The organism is Pseudomonas sp. D1-36, assembly GCF_051132205.1.
GTDB lineage: Bacteria > Pseudomonadota > Gammaproteobacteria > Pseudomonadales > Pseudomonadaceae > Aquipseudomonas.
This window is the reverse complement of the sequence record NZ_CP071674.1, coordinates 5,175,652-5,190,740: the sequence shown is the minus strand read 5'-3', so window position 1 is coordinate 5,190,740 and position 15,089 is coordinate 5,175,652. Positions and strand designations below refer to the sequence as shown.

Sequence of the window (15,089 nt, the reverse complement as noted above, 5' to 3'; positions counted from 1 at the left end):
TGATCGCGTAACCCTTGTGGGAGCGAGCTTGCTCGCGATGACGGCCTGAAGGTCGCCACAAGGTTGGCTCAATAGTATTCAGACAGGTGCTCCATATGACCGCAGTCAACGTGTACCAACAACGCCCAACCACCGGGGCCAAGGCCGAGTCGTCGCTGCACCATGCCGACCTCGCAAGCCAGGTGGGCAAGGGTCGCAAGAACGCCGGCGTGACCGTGCGCGAGAAAAAACTCCTGGGCCACCTGACCATTCGTGGCGACGGCCATGACCCAGCGTTCGCCGCTGGCGTGCACAAGGCCCTGGGCCTGGAATTGCCGGCCGCGCTGACCGTCGTCATCAAGGGCGAAACCAGCCTGCAATGGCTCGGCCCGGATGAATGGCTGCTGGTGGTGCCCACCGGCGAGGAGTTCGCCGCCGAGCAAAAGCTGCGTGAAGCCCTCGGCGACCTGCACATCCAGATCGTCAATGTCAGCGGCGGCCAGCAGATCCTCGAACTGTCCGGCCCGAACGTGCGCGACGTGCTGATGAAATCCACCAGCTACGATGTACACCCAAGCAATTTCCCGGTGGGCAAAGCCGTGGGCACGGTGTTCGCCAAGTCGCAACTGGTGATCCGCCATACGGCTGAAGACACCTGGGAACTGGTGATCCGCCGCAGCTTCTCCGACTACTGGTGGCTGTGGTTGCAGGATGCCGCGGCGGAGTATGGGTTGAGCGTGCAGGCGTAAGGATTAAAGCCGACACGGCTTTTGTGGCGAGGGAGCTTGCTCCCGCTGGGGCGCGTAGCGGTCCTCGCTTTTTGGCGGTTGCTACGCACTGGAGCGCCAGCCCGGCCGAGCGGGAGCAAGCTCCCTCGCCACGGGTTTTGTGTCGCTTCGCTAATTTGAACAGGAGTCACCGCAATGAGCCGCGCCCCAGACACATGGATCCTGACTGCCGATTGCCCCAGCGTGCTCGGCACGGTGGACGCGGTGACCCGCTTTCTGTTCGAGCAGGGCTGCTACGTCACCGAACACCACTCGTTCGACGACCGACTCTCGGCGCGCTTCTTCATTCGCGTGGAGTTTCGCCAGCCTGACGGTTTCGATGAGCAGAGTTTCCGCGCCGGCCTGGCCGAGCGTGCCGAAGCCTTTGGCATGGTCTTCGAACTGACCCCGCCCAACTATCGACCCAAAGTGGTGATCATGGTCTCCAAGGCCGATCACTGCCTCAACGACTTGCTCTACCGCCAGCGCATCGGCCAGTTGTCGATGGACGTAGTGGCCGTGGTGTCCAACCACCCAGACCTCAAGCCGTTGGCCGACTGGCACCAGATTCCCTACTACCATTTCCCCCTTGACCCGAACGACAAACCGGCCCAGGAGCGGCAGGTGTGGCAGGTGATCGAAGACACCGGCGCCGAACTGGTGATCCTCGCCCGCTACATGCAAGTGCTGTCGCCAGAGTTGTGCCGCAAGCTTGATGGCAAGGCGATCAACATCCATCACTCGTTGCTGCCGGGGTTCAAGGGTGCCAAGCCGTATCACCAGGCCTACAACAAAGGCGTGAAGCTGGTGGGCGCCACGGCGCATTACATCAACAACGATCTGGACGAAGGGCCGATCATTGCCCAAGGCGTGGAAGTGGTGGACCACAGCCACTACCCCGAAGATTTGATTGCCAAGGGCAGGGATATCGAAGGGCTCACCTTGGCCCGGGCGGTGGGGTATCACATTGAGCGAAGGGTGTTCTTGAACGCCAATCGCACGGTTGTTCTTTAGATTTTTTTGGGCCGCTTCGCAACCCATTCGCGAGCAGGCTCGCTCCCACAGGATCCGTGTCGTTCTACAGATCCTGCTGACACCCACGATCCACTGTGGGAGCGAGCCTGCTCGCGAAGAGGCCCTTACAGACAACACAGAAACAAGCCACAAGCACCAACCCGAGCAATCAACGCGCTGCCTGCCTGGGCAGCGCAGTTTCATAAAAACAACAGCGAGGTGAAAGCATGTCCGGTAATCGTGGTGTCGTGTATCTCGGCAACGGCAAGGTCGAAGTACAGAAAATCGACTATCCCAAAATGCAGGACCCGCGCGGCAGGAAGATCGAGCACGGCGTCATCCTGCGCGTAGTCTCCACCAACATCTGCGGCTCCGACCAACATATGGTGCGCGGTCGTACCACCGCCCAGACCGGGCTGGTCCTGGGCCATGAGATCACCGGTGAAGTGATCGAGAAGGGCAGCGACGTCGAGAACCTGAAAATCGGCGACCTGGTATCGGTACCGTTCAACGTGGCCTGCGGGCGCTGCCGTTCCTGCAAGGAAATGCACACCGGCGTCTGCCTGACCGTCAACCCGGCCCGTGCCGGCGGTGCCTACGGTTACGTCGACATGGGCGACTGGACCGGCGGCCAAGCCGAATACGTGCTGGTGCCGTACGCCGATTTCAACCTGCTGAAACTGCCGGATCGTGACAAGGCCATGGAGAAAATCCGTGACCTGACCTGCCTGTCCGACATCCTGCCCACCGGCTACCACGGCGCCGTCACCGCCGGCGTTGGCCCGGGCAGCACCGTCTACATCGCCGGTGCCGGTCCGGTTGGCCTGGCGGCCGCTGCGTCCGCTCGCCTGTTGGGCGCGGCCGTGGTCATCATCGGCGACGTGAATCCGGTCCGCCTGGCCCACGCCAAGGCCCAGGGCTTCGAAATTGCCGACCTGTCCCAGGACACTCCGCTGCATGAGCAGATCGCCGCGCTGCTGGGCGAGCCTGAAGTCGACTGCGCGGTCGACGCTGTAGGCTTCGAAGCTCGCGGCCATGGCCATGACGGCGTCAAGCACGAAGCCCCGGCCACCGTGCTCAACTCATTGATGGGCGTGGTCCGCGTCGCTGGCAAGATCGGCATCCCCGGCCTGTACGTCACCGAAGACCCGGGCGCGGTCGATGCCGCAGCGAAAATGGGCAGTCTGAGCATCCGCTTCGGCTTGGGCTGGGCTAAATCCCACAGCTTCCACACCGGCCAGACCCCGGTGATGAAATACAATCGCCAACTGATGCAGGCGATCATGTGGGACCGTATCAACATTGCCGAAATCGTGGGTGTGCAGGTCATCAGCCTGGACGACGCGCCGAAGGGGTATGGCGAGTTCGATGCGGGCGTGCCGAAGAAGTTTGTGATCGATCCGCACAAGTTGTTCAGCGCGGCGTAAGGTTGTAGGCAAGACGGAAAAAGGGCGGCAGTGGTGTCGCCCTTTTTATTCAGGACCCTGCGGTGTCAGGACCCGTTCGCAGAATTCGGGATAAAATCCCCGGGCACTGGGGCCACGGCAATATTCCTGGGCCCGGGTCAAGGCCTCGCGACTGGACGGTAACCCCAGCGGGAATGGCAGAGCAGGCTTGGAGTTGCGAAACTCGTACCTGACCTTAATCAAAGCTGACTTGAAAATAATCGGCATTGATGAGTTGGCACTCGTTAACATCCTGGCTTTTACAGTTGTTGTTTATCCACGGCGAAAAGGTGGGTTCTTGAACGTGCGGATATTGCATGACCAGATTCATATCGCCATATCGGCATGTGATGGTGGTACGAATGGCAAGTTCTTCTTCGTCCTCGCTCTCTTCGTGCTGTACATATTCCGCGCCTTCGAATAACAGTTTTCTCGGGTTGACCGAATCCACGAGGTTTTCGCTCCGCCATTCGAACTCATCGTGCCCTTCGACAAAGTAAACATCTTCTACCGCCTCGATGTTCCTGTGTATGTCCGTGGCCGCAGGGCAGGTTATTTCGCCAGCGTTAACCTGGCCAATAACCCCTAGCAATACCCCCACGCCGCGGGCTCGTATCTTAAACATGTCGCGCCTCCTGGCTCGGCCCATGGCTATTCTTACGGCTGTTTCCAGGTCGGGCTACTGTCAGAGTTGACAGTCCTTTATGTCAATTCGCAATTATGTATAGATATATATCGGCTCACTGCTCTAGCGTGAGATAAATACAAAAGAAATTGGAAGTTTCGGAGTTTGCTGTAGGAAGTTTCTCTGTTATGTAGAAACTTGTGAGCGATAGAAAAGCTATTCTTCAGCGGCGGCCAGCCTGGCTTTCCCGCAGTGCGGCTGGCGCAGGTGTTTGATGAAGGTGGCGACCTCGAAAATCCGCCACGGACTCATCAAAATCTGAGACTGAAATAATCGCTGCTGTTCCGAAATTGGCAAGCACGGGTGCCGAGGCTTGTGCAATGACCGTTCAATCCCGGTGTAAGGTAGTCAAGGGTAAGTTTCGTCTCGCAGTGCTGGTAGATCACGCTGACCTGTTGATATTCGTCAGGTTCCTGGATCGCGAATTCCGCTTCGTCGAATTGTAGTGACGCAGGGTTGAGCTCTTGCACGATGGTTTGGCTCTGCCAGTCAGGAGCATCCTGGATATTGACAGTTGCAGTGTCGTCCTGGAGTTGTGTCAAGGCCGGACAAGAAGCTTCTCCAGCCTGAACATGGCCGATTATCAGCAGCATCATTCCCGCGCCGCCTCCAATGAAATATCGCATGTGCATGTCTCCAATTTAATTCTCGGCGACATCGTTACGGCTGTGTCCGGTGAGGGCTACTGTCAACCCTGACAGTTTTTTATCTCGATTTGGAACTACCCATGGCGTGATCTGATTTTTTCGCGATAAACCTCAATTCTCAGCTTAGAAGGTGTTACCCAAGCCGGCCTTCGCTGCGCAGCGCAGCAATACGCCGATCTTTTTCGGCCCACAGCAAGTTGACCCAGTCCTGGACGTGCTGGCGAAACACGGGGTCGTTCTCGTAATCGCCCTGCCATAGCGTCGGGTCCAGTTCGCGGGTCTGGATGTCGATGATGACCTTGGGCACCGCCCCGCTGATCAAGTCCCAAAAACCTGGAATCCGCTCTTGCGGGTAGACCACTGTTACGTCCAGCACCGCGTCCAGTTGCTCGCCCATCGCCGCCAGCACGAATGCCACCCCGCCGGCCTTGGGCTTGAGCAGGTGAGCGAAGGGCGATTGCTGCGCCTGGCTTTTGGCCGTTGTGTAACGCGTGCCTTCAAGGTAGTTCACCACAGTGACCGGTTGGCGCTTGAACAGCTCACAGGCGGCCTTGGTGATTTCCAGATCGCGACCAGCCAGTTCCGGGTTCTTCGCCAGGAAGGCCTTGGTGTAGCGTTTCATGAAGGGGTAATCCAGCGCCCACCAGGCCAAGCCAAGGAAGGGCACCCAGATCAGTTCCTTCTTGAGGAAAAACTTGAAAAAAGGCGTGCGCCGGTTGAGGGCCTGGACCAGGGCGGGGATGTCCACCCAGGATTGGTGGTTGCTGATCACCAGGTAGGAGGTGTCGCCGCGCAGGCCTTCGCCACCGCGAATGTCCCAGCGAGTGGGGATGCACAGGGCAAAGATCAGTTTGTCGATTTCAGCCCAGGTCTCGGCGATCCACATGACCGCCAACGAGGCGTAGTCGCGAAAACGCCCGGGCAGGACCAGTTTCAAGAGCGCAAATACCATGAGCGGTCCGAACAGCACCAAGGTGTTGAGCAGCAGCAACAGGGTGACGAGACAGCCGGTGAGCAGGCGGCGCATAGATGACTCTTGCAAACGGGTGGGCGGGCCATGATAAGCAGCTTCGAGCGACAGGCCAAATCGCGATGGACGAATGTTTCACCTTTTGTTCAATGGGCTGGATGTCCCGTAGCCATCCCTGTCGAAGTCAACCGAACGAATTCACCGACCACGGTCTAAAATCCCACTCCCACAATGGAAGCCTCCTACATGAAATCCGTTCTAGCCCTGCTTTCCCTGGTGGCCCTTCCAGTACTGGCCGCCGAACCCACCTTGTACGGGCGCTATGAATACATAGCGCTGCCGGAAATGGGCGGCGAAGTGCTCAAGGCGAAAATGGACACCGGTGCGCTGACCGCTTCGCTGTCGGCCAAGGACATCGAGACGTTTACCCGTGACGGCGATGACTGGGTACGGTTTCGCCTGGCAACCAAAGACGCGAGCAACAAGATCTATGAGCATAAGATTGCCCGCATCAGCAAGATCAAGACCCGTTCCGAAGAGGACGAGGACGACGATGAAAAGATCGCCCCGAGTAAACGTCCGGTGGTGGAACTGGAAATGTGCCTGGGTAACGTCAAGCGCACCGTCGAGGTCAACCTGACCGACCGCAGCAGCTTCAACTACCCGCTACTGATCGGCGCCAAGGCCTTGCGCGAATTCAAAGCGGCGGTCAACCCGGCACGGCGGTTTACAGCGGATAAACCGGACTGTTGATTTGCGCGATTGACGTGCCCCGAGGCTTGGGGCACCGTTCCGGCAACTTTCCTGTCGGGCTCGGACGCCATGCCTCATATTCTGATTGTCGAAGACGAAGCCGCCATTGCCGATACGCTGGTGTTTGCCCTGCAGGGCGAAGGCTTTGACACCACTTGGCTGAGCCTTGGCGCAGCTGCCCTCGAGCACCAGAAAAACACGCCGGCGGACCTGATCATTCTCGATGTAGGCCTGCCGGATATCAGTGGTTTTGAGACGTGTAAGAATCTCAGACGTTTCAGCGACGTCCCGGTCATCTTTCTTACAGCTCGGGACGGCGAGATTGATCGGGTGGTGGGCTTGGAGATTGGTGCCGACGACTACGTGGTCAAACCCTTCAGCCCTCGGGAAGTGGCCGCCAGGGTCCGCGCCATCCTCAAGCGAGTGGCGCCGCGACCGATCGCCGAAACGGGGACAGCGTTGTTCCAGGTCGACCCTGATCGCGTGCAGATCAACTATCGCGGCAAACCGCTGAACCTCACGCGCCACGAGTTTCGCTTGTTGCACTGTTTGCTGGACCAGCCCGAACGGGTCTTCAGCCGCGAACAGTTGCTCGATGCCCTGGGCGTGGCCAGCGACGCCGGTTACGAGCGCACGATCGACAGTCATATCAAGAGCCTGCGTGCCAAACTGCGCCTGGTCCGGGCCGAGGCCGAGCCGATCCAGACTCATCGGGGGCTCGGCTACAGCTACAGCCCGGGGCACAGCTGATGTCACTGGGCATTCGTATCTTCCTTGCCTATGTGTTGTTTATTGGCTTGGCCGGGTATTTCGTGCTCAACACGGTCATGGAGGAAATCCGCCCCGGTGTGCGCCAGTCCACCGAGGAAACCCTGGTGGACACGGCCAACCTGATGGCTGAGATCCTGCGGGACGATTTCAAGGCCGGAACGCTTAGCCAGAACCGCTGGCCGCAACTGCTCAAATCCTATGGTGAGCGCCAGCCGGCCGCGACAATCTGGGGGCTGCCGAAAAACCAGGTCAGCCACCGCATCTACGTCACCGACGCCAAAGGCATCGTGGTGCTCGATTCCAGCGGCGCGGCAGTGGGGCAGGACTATTCGCGCTGGAACGACGTCTACCTGACGCTGCGCGGTCACTATGGCGCCCGTTCGACCCGCAGCGATCCGGATGACCCGGCGTCTTCGGTGATGCACGTCGGGGCGCCGATCCGTGACAACGGCCGGATCATAGGCGTGGTGACGGTGGCCAAGCCCAATAGCTCCTTGCAGCCTTACGTCGACCGCACGGAACGGCGTTTGCTCGCCTACGGCGCCGGTCTGATCGGCCTTGGCCTGTTGCTCGGCGCCTTGCTGTCGTGGTGGCTCAGCGCGGCATTGCGGCGCTTGACGGCTTATGCCCAGGCGGTCAGCCAGGGCCGTCGGGTGGAGGTGCCGCACTATCGCGGCGGCGAGTTCGAACAATTGGCGGGGGCGGTGGAGCATATGCGCACCCAGCTTGAAGGCAAGGCGTATGTCGAGCGATACGTACATACCCTGACCCATGAACTCAAGAGTCCGCTGGCGGCGATTCGCGGCGCCGCCGAGCTGCTGCAGAGCGACATGCCGGCCGCCCAGCACCAGCGTTTCGTCAGCAACATCGACAGCGAAAGCGTGCGGATGCAGCAGTTGATCGAGCGTTTGCTCAACCTGGCCCAGGTCGAGCAGCGGCAAGGCCTGGAGGAAGTGGTAGCGGTGCCGGTGGCGGCGTTGATGGATGAGTTGTTGCAAGCGCGTGGCGGCTGGATCGAAAGTCGCCAGTTAAAGATCGAGCAGCACATCGCTGCCGACCTGGCGCTGACCGGGGAGCCTTTTCTGTTGCGCCAGGCGTTGGGCAATCTGCTGGAAAATGCCCTGGACTTCACGCCTGTCGCGGGCCTGCTACGGCTCAGCGCCGAGCGTATCGGCAGCGCGGTCGAGATCCGCCTGTTCAACCAGGCCGAGCCAATTCCCGACTATGCGCTGCCTCGTTTGAGCGAGCGTTTTTACTCGTTGCCTCGCCCGGGTACTGGTCGCAAGAGCACGGGCCTGGGGCTGAACTTCGTCGAGGAAGTGGTGCAGTTGCATGGCGGGGCGTTCGGTATCGGCAATGTCGAGGGCGGGGTGGAGGTGGTGCTGCGGTTGCCCTGAGACCACGTTCTTGGCAATGAAATACAGTTGTGGCGAGGGAGCTTGCTCCCGCTGGGCTGCGTAGCGGCCCCGTTTGCGACTGCTTCGCAGCCGAGCGGGAGCAAGCTCCCTCGCCACAGGTTTCTCTTTGGGTCGGATAACTTCTACTCTCCACACAATCTCCACATTCCACCCATAAACCTCCCACACAGGCACGCCAGACTCTCCCTCATTCGAACAGGGAGAGCCTCACATGAACCGCAGTCTCGCTATAAAACTGGGCATGATTGCCCTCTTGATCCTCTTGCTGATGATTCCGTTGTTGATGATCAGCGGCCTTATCGATGAGCGCCAAGAGCTGCGCGACGGGGTGCTGCAGGACATCGCCCGCAGTTCCAGCCACAGCCAGCAACTGATCGGGCCGATGATCGTCGTCCCGTTTCGCAAGGACGTGAAAGTCTGGAGTACCAACGAAAAGACGGGCGTGCGTTTCCTGGAGACCGTCGAACGAAGTGGTGAGTTGTACTTTTTGCCGGAGCAATTCGAACTCGACGGCCAGGTGCGCACCGAAACCCGCGCCCGGGGTATCTACGAGGCGCGCTTGTTTCATGCTGACAATCGGATCGATGGGCGCTTCAAGGTGCCGGAGCGTTATGGCGTCGCCGCGAAGGATTTCGCCGACTATCGCTTTGACGAGCCGTACCTGAGCGTCGGTATCAGCGACATTCGCGGCATCGAGAATGCCTTGACCCTGACGCTGAACCAGCAAACCGTCGACTTCCTTCCCGGCTCGCGGCTTGGCTGGCTTGGGCAAGGCGTGCATGTACCGCTGCCCATGATCACCGCCCAAGGCAGCCCCGAGCTGACCTTCGGTTTCGACCTGCGCCTGCAAGGTACCGGTGAATTGCAGATCCTGCCGGTGGGCAAGTCCACCAAGGTGCACCTCTCCGCCGACTGGCCGCACCCCAGCTTTATCGGCAACTACCTGCCGGTCGATCGCGAGGTCAACGAGCAGGGCTTCAGTGCCGATTGGCAGACCTCGTTTTTCTCCACCAACCTCTTGGAAACATTGCAGGCATGCGAGCCCAGCGATGGCTGCGAAGCATTCCGCAGCCGTGCATTCGGCGTGAGTTTCGTCGATCCGGTGGACCAATACCTCAAGAGCGATCGGGCGATCAAATACGCGCTGCTGTTCATTGCGCTGACGTTCGCCGGGTTCTTCCTCTTCGAAGTGCTCAAGAGCCTGGCGGTGCACCCGGTCCAATACGCACTGGTGGGCGTGGCCCTGGCCTTCTTCTATCTATTGCTGTTGTCGCTTTCGGAACACATAGGCTTCACCCTGGCGTACCTGGTCTCGGCCAGTGCCTGCGTGGTGTTGATCGGCTTTTATGTCTGCCATGTGCTGCGCAGCGTCAGCCACGGCCTGGGTTTTTCAGCCGGGTTGGCGGGGTTGTACGGTTTGCTCTATGGGTTGCTAAGCGCTGAAGACTACGCGCTGTTGATGGGCTCGCTGCTGCTGTTCGGCCTGCTCGGTGTGTTCATGGTGTTGACCCGCAAGTTGGACTGGTACGGCGTGGGCGCGAAGCCTGTTGCGGCGATGAGCTTCGATCTGGGAGAGGTGAAATGAGTCGGTCGCTGGGGTTGCGGGAGGATCAGTGGTTGGGAGAGCTGCTGGTGAAGCGAATTGCTGGGTTGTTTCCGATGGATCCGGAGCGCGGCCTTCGCGAGCAGGCTCGCTCCCAAAGGGACCACACGATCAATGGGGGGCGAGCCTGCTGGCGAAAAAGTCGTGATATTCAGTAAAAATTAAACCCTGGGCACCGTCTCGAGCATCGAAGGCCGCAAGCTCACCTCGGCAAACCACGCCGCCAGCTGGGGATTGGACTTGCGCCATTCCAGGTCCGGATGGCGCAGGTCCAGGTAACCCAGGGCGCAGGCGACGCTGATGGAGGCGATGTCGAAATGACAGGCCAGTTCGGCAATCGCCTCGGCTTCGAGCAGGGCCACGGCACGGCGAATCTTGTCCCGTTGCGCATCGAGCCATTCGGCCCAGTGTTTTTCCGTGGGGCGCAGCGCGGTCTCGTAGCGGATCATCACCGCCGCGTCCATGATCCCGTCGGCCAGGGAGGCCAAGGTCAAGCGCCGCCAGCGGGCCGCGCCCTCGCGGGGGATCAGCGGGTTGCCGACATGCTGGTGATCGAGGTAATCAAGGATGACGCGGCTGTCGTGGATCACCGTCCCGTTGGCCAGGCGCAGGGCCGGGATCTTGCTCAACGGGTTTTCTTCGATCAGCGCCCGGTCGGGCTTGACCGGCGTGAGTTGACTCAACTGCAACGCCACACGGTCCTGCTGGCCGGTTTCGTGCAGCAGCACCAGCACCTTGCGGACGAAGGGGGACGCGGGGTTGTGGAACAAGGTCATGCTGGGGCTGGACATGCAGAGATCCTCGATGGGGCGGGCTGGGGCTTAGCCTAGACAGTTGCACGGCGGCTGGCGAGTATCGAATGCTCCCACAGGTTTATTGCCGCGCTGGAATTATCGGCGCTTGAACAAACCCCAAGTCCCCAGCGCCGTCGGTACGCCCAAGCCCACCCAACTCACCGCATCCCACGCGCCATCGCCCAACAATGCCGAAAACAGCCCCGCCGCGCTCAAAGCGCCGATGACCACGGGGATACCAAACACCTTCCAGAAATTCGACTGCCGAGGCCTCACGCTTCGACCTCCGCGCCGACGATTGCGCGCTTGGCGGTCTTGCGCCGAACCACCCACAGATAAACACCACTGCCCAGGACGATGATGGTCAGGATGTCCAGGGTCGCCCAGAAGATCTGCATTGGCCGGCCACCGTAGTCGCCGAAATGCAAGGGCAGGGACAGGCTCATCATGTCCATGTACCAGGGCCGTTCGGCCACGGCGGTGACGTCCAGGGTGCTGGCGTCGATCAGTACAGGCGTCAGCAGATGAGAGGTCAGGTGAGTGCTGCCTTTCATGAACACGCTGTAATGGTGCTCGCTGGAAAACAGCGTGCCGGGGAAGGCGATGAAGCTCGGCTCCATGCCGGGAGCGACATCCTTGGCAATGTCCAGCAAGCGGGTTGCCGGGGCCAGCTCGGTCAATGGTGGCGCGTTGCGATAGGGCTCGACCATGGCGCTGAGGCTATCGTTGCGCCATGCGGCAATGATCAGGTCGGCGCAGGCGGCGATCACGCCAGTCACGCCGACGGTCAGCGCCCAGACCAGGGTGACCACACCGATCAGGTTGTGCAGGTCGAGCCAGCGCAGGCGCGTGGATTTGTCCTGGCGCACCGTGGCGAACTTCAAGCGGCGCATGAATGGCAAATACAGCACCACGCCGGAGACGATGGCGATCACGAACAGCAAACCCATGAACGCCAGCAGCAACTTGCCCGGCAAACCGGCGAACATGTCCACGTGCAGGCGCAGCATGACCATCATGAAACCGCCGTTGGCCGAGGGCATTTCCAGGGCTTCGCCCGTGCGTGCATCGAGCATGAACGTGTGGGAGGAGTTGGGTTCGGTGCCCGGCGTCGGCGCCATGATGGTGATGATGCCGTTGGGGTCGTCCTCGTCCCAGCCAAAATACTGGACCACCTCGCCCGGACGATGGGCCTTGGCTTTTTCCACCAGTTGTTGCAGGTCCAGCGGCGGCGTGCCGGCCGGCATCTCCCGCAGCTCTGGCGCATCGCCCAACAGGTGCTCGATCTCATGATGGAAAATCAACGGCAACCCGGTGATTGCCAACATCAGCAGGAACACCGTGCAGATCAGGCTGGTCCAGGTGTGGACGAAGGACCAGCGGCGGATGGTTTTGCTTTTCATGATCGATCCGAATGCTGAAGGGCGACGATGCTTGAGGTCGTTCAGCCAACCGTGAAACCTACGGGAGCCAGCTTGTGTGGGAGCGAGCTTGCTCGCGAAAGCGAAGTGTCAGTCAAGATCAACGCAGCTGACTCACCGCCATCGCGAGCAAGCTCGCTCCCACAAAGACTCGTCCCACAGGCATTTCATCTGACTGATTGAGCTCAGTTGCAGGTGCCCTCAAAGAGGTTTGCGCAAATGCTAACCGTTTACCATTTGTAATTCACGCTGGCGACGACGTTGCGTTGGTCGCCGTAGTAGCAATAGAAACCATCGCAGGTGGACAGGTAGTCCTTGTTGAAGATGTTTTTCGCGTCCACTGCCACCGTGACGCCCTTGAGCGTCTTGTTCAAACGGCCCAGGTCGTAGTGGGCCGAGGCGTCGTACACCGTGTAGGAGCCGACGTGACCCCAATCGGTGTTGGTGGTGTTGCCATAGGTGTCGCCGACATAACGCACGCCAGCCCCCACGCCGAACCCGTCCAGAGGGCCGTTATGCCAGGTGTAGTCGGCCCATGCGGTGGCCTGGTTACGCGGTACCTGGGCCATGCGCTTGCCTTCTTCGGCCGCGGCGCCCTTGGTGATTTCGCTGTCGTTGTAGGTGTAGGAACCGACCAGTTTCAGGTTGTCGGTGACGTCGCCGGACGCTTCCAGTTCCAGGCCACGCACGCGGACCTCGCCCACCTGCCGGGTGATGTTGTTCTCCGTGACGGAGTTGTTTTGCTGAGTCAGGTCGAACACCGCGGCGGTCAACAGGGTTTTGGTACCCGGTGGCTGATATTTGATGCCGACTTCGTACTGCTCGCCTTCAGTTGGTTTGAACGAGTCAGTGCTGTTGACGGCTGAGCCCGCCACGGCCTGGAACGACTGGGCGAAGGAAACGTACGGTGTCACGCCGTTATCGAACACATAGCTCAATGCGGCGTTGCCGCTGAATTTCTTGTCGCGCTGGGTGTTGGTCGCGTCGTTCTGGTTGTGGAAAACGGTGCCGGTGTGAATCCAGTCCTCACGGCCGCCAAGGGTCAGGCGCCAGTTGTCCAGAGCGATCTGGTCTTGGATGTACAGGCCAGTCTGGTGGGTTTTTTGGTTGTAGTGGTACATGTCGAAATACTGGACGTTGGAGAAGTCCTGTCCGTAAGTCGGGTTGTTGACGTTGCTGGTGGGCACACCACCAGAACCCCAGCGCCAGCGAGCGTTGCTATTGGAGCGCTGGTGGTCCAGGCCCAGCAGCAGCGTGTGGCTCAAGGCTGCGGTCTGGAAATCGGCCTGGAAATTGTTATCCACGGCGTATTGGCTGATGTCTTCATCAACAATACTGGCGCTGCGCCTGACGGTGCCATCGGCGCTCACGGATTCGTCCGGGCCATCTGGGAAAAAAGCCCCACCGGCGGAGATGCCCTGAAATTCCAGATCGCTCTTGGTATAGCGCAGATTCTGGCGGAACTGCCAGGTGTCGTTCAGGCGATGCTCGAAGTTGTAGCCCAGCGCATAGTAGGTGCGATCGTAGAACTCCCAGTCCGGATCACCCAGGTTCTTGTGATGAGAAATCTTGCCCGCCGGCGAGGCCAGCTTTGTGCCTTGCAGCGGCAGGAATTGCCCAGTGATACCCGTGTCATCGCGGGTGTATTGCGACAGGAAGGTCAGGCGAGTGTCGTCGTTGATATTCCACGTCAGGCTTGGAGCAATGTTGTAGCGTTTGTCCGGGATGTGGTCGACCTGGGAGTTGCTGTCGCGCACCGTGCCGCTGAGTCGGTACAGGAACTGGCCTTCGTCATCGACTTTGCCAGTGCTGTCGAAGTTGATCTGCTTGTGCTCGTAGCTGCCGGCCTGCAATTGGACTTCATTGCTGCTTTCAGCCTGTGGGCGGCGGCTGACCATGTCGAGCATGCCGCCGGGGGGCGTCTGGCCGTAGACCGAGGAAGCAGGGCCGCGAAGCACCGCGATGCGCTCAAGGTTCCAGGGTTCGATTTTCGTCGTGATGTAGTTGCCCTTGGGCAGCGGCAGGCCATCGAGGAATTGCGTTGGCACGAAACCGCGCACCAATAGCCAATCGTTACGCGAGTCCGAACCGTAGCCGCTGCTCTGCACGCCGGCGGTGTAGCGCAGCGCGTCATTGAGGTTGAGGACGGAGCGGTCTTCCATCTGCTGGCGCGTGACCACCGAGACCGAGCGTGGCAGCTCGACTATCGGGGTATCGGTCTTGGTGCCGGCGGCGGTGCGGGTCACAGCGTAGCCCTCGCTAGGCCCCCACGCCGTTTCGCTGATTCCCGCGCCGATCACGCTGGTTTCCGGCAGCACCATGACGCCTTCGGGCACGGCCACCAGGCTGTAAGTGCCGGCGCTGCTTTGTTCCAGTTGCAGGCCGGTACCGCGCAAGGCCTCGCGCAAGGCGCCGGTGGCGTCGAATTGGCCCTGGACCGGGGCCGAGGTCTTGCCCGACGCCAATGACGGGTTCAGGCTCAAGGCGAGACCGGCCTGGCTGGCGATCTGATTCAGGGTGCTGGCCAATGGCGCCGCGGGCAGATTGTAGGCACGAACGCCAGATGCCTGTTCGGCGGCGAGCAACGGGCCGCAGGCCAACGGGGTGCTCAAGGCAATGGCAACGGCCAATAGACTGGGGCGCAACAGGGTCTCAAACGGACGGGACATACGGCGGCTCCTGAATGGAAATATTTCTCAATTGCCTGTGTGCCGGATGAAAGTCGAAAAGTGATAGGGCTGGATGAAAATAATTTAGATTCAGATTGCGGCCGGTGGCTTTGGGGTGGGGCCAATGGCCTCATCGCGAGCAAGCTCGCTCCC

The 15,089-nt window shown here is 60.2% G+C and carries 14 protein-coding genes; 7 read left to right on the top strand and 7 right to left on the bottom strand.

Features of this window, described 5'->3' with window-relative positions:
* Nucleotides 1-95: 95 nt before the first annotated feature.
* The 3 genes from J3P76_RS23375 (at nt 96) to fdhA (ending at nt 3,187) form a co-directional block, all read left to right on the top strand.
* Nucleotides 96-728: a sarcosine oxidase subunit gamma gene (locus tag J3P76_RS23375; protein ID WP_420764934.1), complete on the top strand. Its 633-nt coding sequence runs from the start codon at nt 96-98 to the stop codon at nt 726-728.
* A gap of 174 nt (nt 729-902) precedes the next feature.
* Entirely contained in the window at nt 903-1,760 is an 858-nt protein-coding gene (gene purU, locus J3P76_RS23370; RefSeq protein WP_420764933.1) for a formyltetrahydrofolate deformylase, read from the top strand.
* Between the two features lie 227 nt (nt 1,761-1,987).
* Nucleotides 1,988-3,187 (top strand): formaldehyde dehydrogenase, glutathione-independent, encoded by a 1,200-nt coding sequence (fdhA, locus tag J3P76_RS23365; protein WP_039590652.1) that lies wholly within the window; start codon nt 1,988-1,990, stop codon nt 3,185-3,187.
* A 214-nt stretch (nt 3,188-3,401) separates the two neighbouring features.
* Here the strand turns inward: fdhA and J3P76_RS23360 are convergent, their stop codons facing one another.
* The 3 genes from J3P76_RS23360 to J3P76_RS23350 form a co-directional block, all read right to left on the bottom strand.
* Nucleotides 3,402-3,830, bottom strand: a complete 429-nt coding sequence (locus J3P76_RS23360; RefSeq protein ID WP_434701293.1) for a DUF3757 domain-containing protein — start codon at nt 3,828-3,830, stop codon at nt 3,402-3,404.
* Between the two features lie 311 nt (nt 3,831-4,141).
* Complete coding sequence (locus J3P76_RS23355) at nt 4,142-4,516, bottom strand: hypothetical protein (protein WP_434609140.1); 375 nt, start codon at nt 4,514-4,516, stop codon at nt 4,142-4,144.
* 154 nt (nt 4,517-4,670) lie between these two features.
* Nucleotides 4,671-5,564, bottom strand: coding sequence for an acyltransferase (locus J3P76_RS23350; RefSeq protein ID WP_434609142.1), 894 nt, complete (start codon nt 5,562-5,564; stop codon nt 4,671-4,673).
* Between the two features lie 189 nt (nt 5,565-5,753).
* On the opposite strand from J3P76_RS23350, the gene J3P76_RS23345 reads away from it, so the two are divergent.
* The 4 genes from J3P76_RS23345 (at nt 5,754) to creD (ending at nt 10,034) form a co-directional block, all read left to right on the top strand.
* The gene (locus J3P76_RS23345) at nt 5,754-6,260 is read left to right on the top strand and encodes an ATP-dependent zinc protease family protein (RefSeq protein ID WP_420764927.1); all 507 of its coding nucleotides are present in this window, start codon (nt 5,754-5,756) and stop codon (nt 6,258-6,260) included.
* A gap of 69 nt (nt 6,261-6,329) precedes the next feature.
* Nucleotides 6,330-7,010 (top strand): two-component system response regulator CreB, encoded by a 681-nt coding sequence (gene creB, locus J3P76_RS23340; RefSeq protein ID WP_420764926.1) that lies wholly within the window; start codon nt 6,330-6,332, stop codon nt 7,008-7,010.
* Nucleotides 7,010-8,428: a two-component system sensor histidine kinase CreC gene (gene creC / locus J3P76_RS23335; RefSeq protein ID WP_434701292.1), complete on the top strand. Its 1,419-nt coding sequence runs from the start codon at nt 7,010-7,012 to the stop codon at nt 8,426-8,428. Before creB ends, creC begins: the two co-directional genes overlap by 1 nt.
* A 232-nt stretch (nt 8,429-8,660) precedes the next feature.
* Nucleotides 8,661-10,034 carry a cell envelope integrity protein CreD gene (gene creD / locus J3P76_RS23330; RefSeq protein WP_434609148.1) on the top strand — a complete coding sequence of 458 codons (1,374 nt, stop codon included), beginning with the start codon at nt 8,661-8,663 and terminating at the stop codon, nt 10,032-10,034.
* Nucleotides 10,035-10,213: 179 nt separating this feature from the next.
* Here creD and J3P76_RS23325 read toward each other — a convergent pair whose 3' ends face one another.
* The 4 genes from J3P76_RS23325 to J3P76_RS23310 all read right to left on the bottom strand — a co-directional run bounded on the left by J3P76_RS23325 (nt 10,214) and on the right by J3P76_RS23310 (nt 14,936).
* Nucleotides 10,214-10,843 (bottom strand): glutathione S-transferase, encoded by a 630-nt coding sequence (locus tag J3P76_RS23325; protein WP_434561937.1) that lies wholly within the window; start codon nt 10,841-10,843, stop codon nt 10,214-10,216.
* 99 nt (nt 10,844-10,942) lie between these two features.
* Entirely contained in the window at nt 10,943-11,122 is a 180-nt protein-coding gene (locus J3P76_RS23320) for a hypothetical protein (protein ID WP_434701291.1), read from the bottom strand.
* Nucleotides 11,119-12,249, bottom strand: coding sequence for a PepSY-associated TM helix domain-containing protein (locus J3P76_RS23315; protein WP_420764921.1), 1,131 nt, complete (start codon nt 12,247-12,249; stop codon nt 11,119-11,121). The genes J3P76_RS23320 and J3P76_RS23315 overlap by 4 nt, the downstream gene beginning before the upstream one ends.
* 248 nt (nt 12,250-12,497) lie before the next feature.
* A complete protein-coding gene (locus J3P76_RS23310; RefSeq protein ID WP_434561941.1) occupies nt 12,498-14,936 on the bottom strand; it encodes a TonB-dependent siderophore receptor in 2,439 nt (812 codons plus the stop codon).
* Nucleotides 14,937-15,089 lie beyond the last annotated feature (153 nt).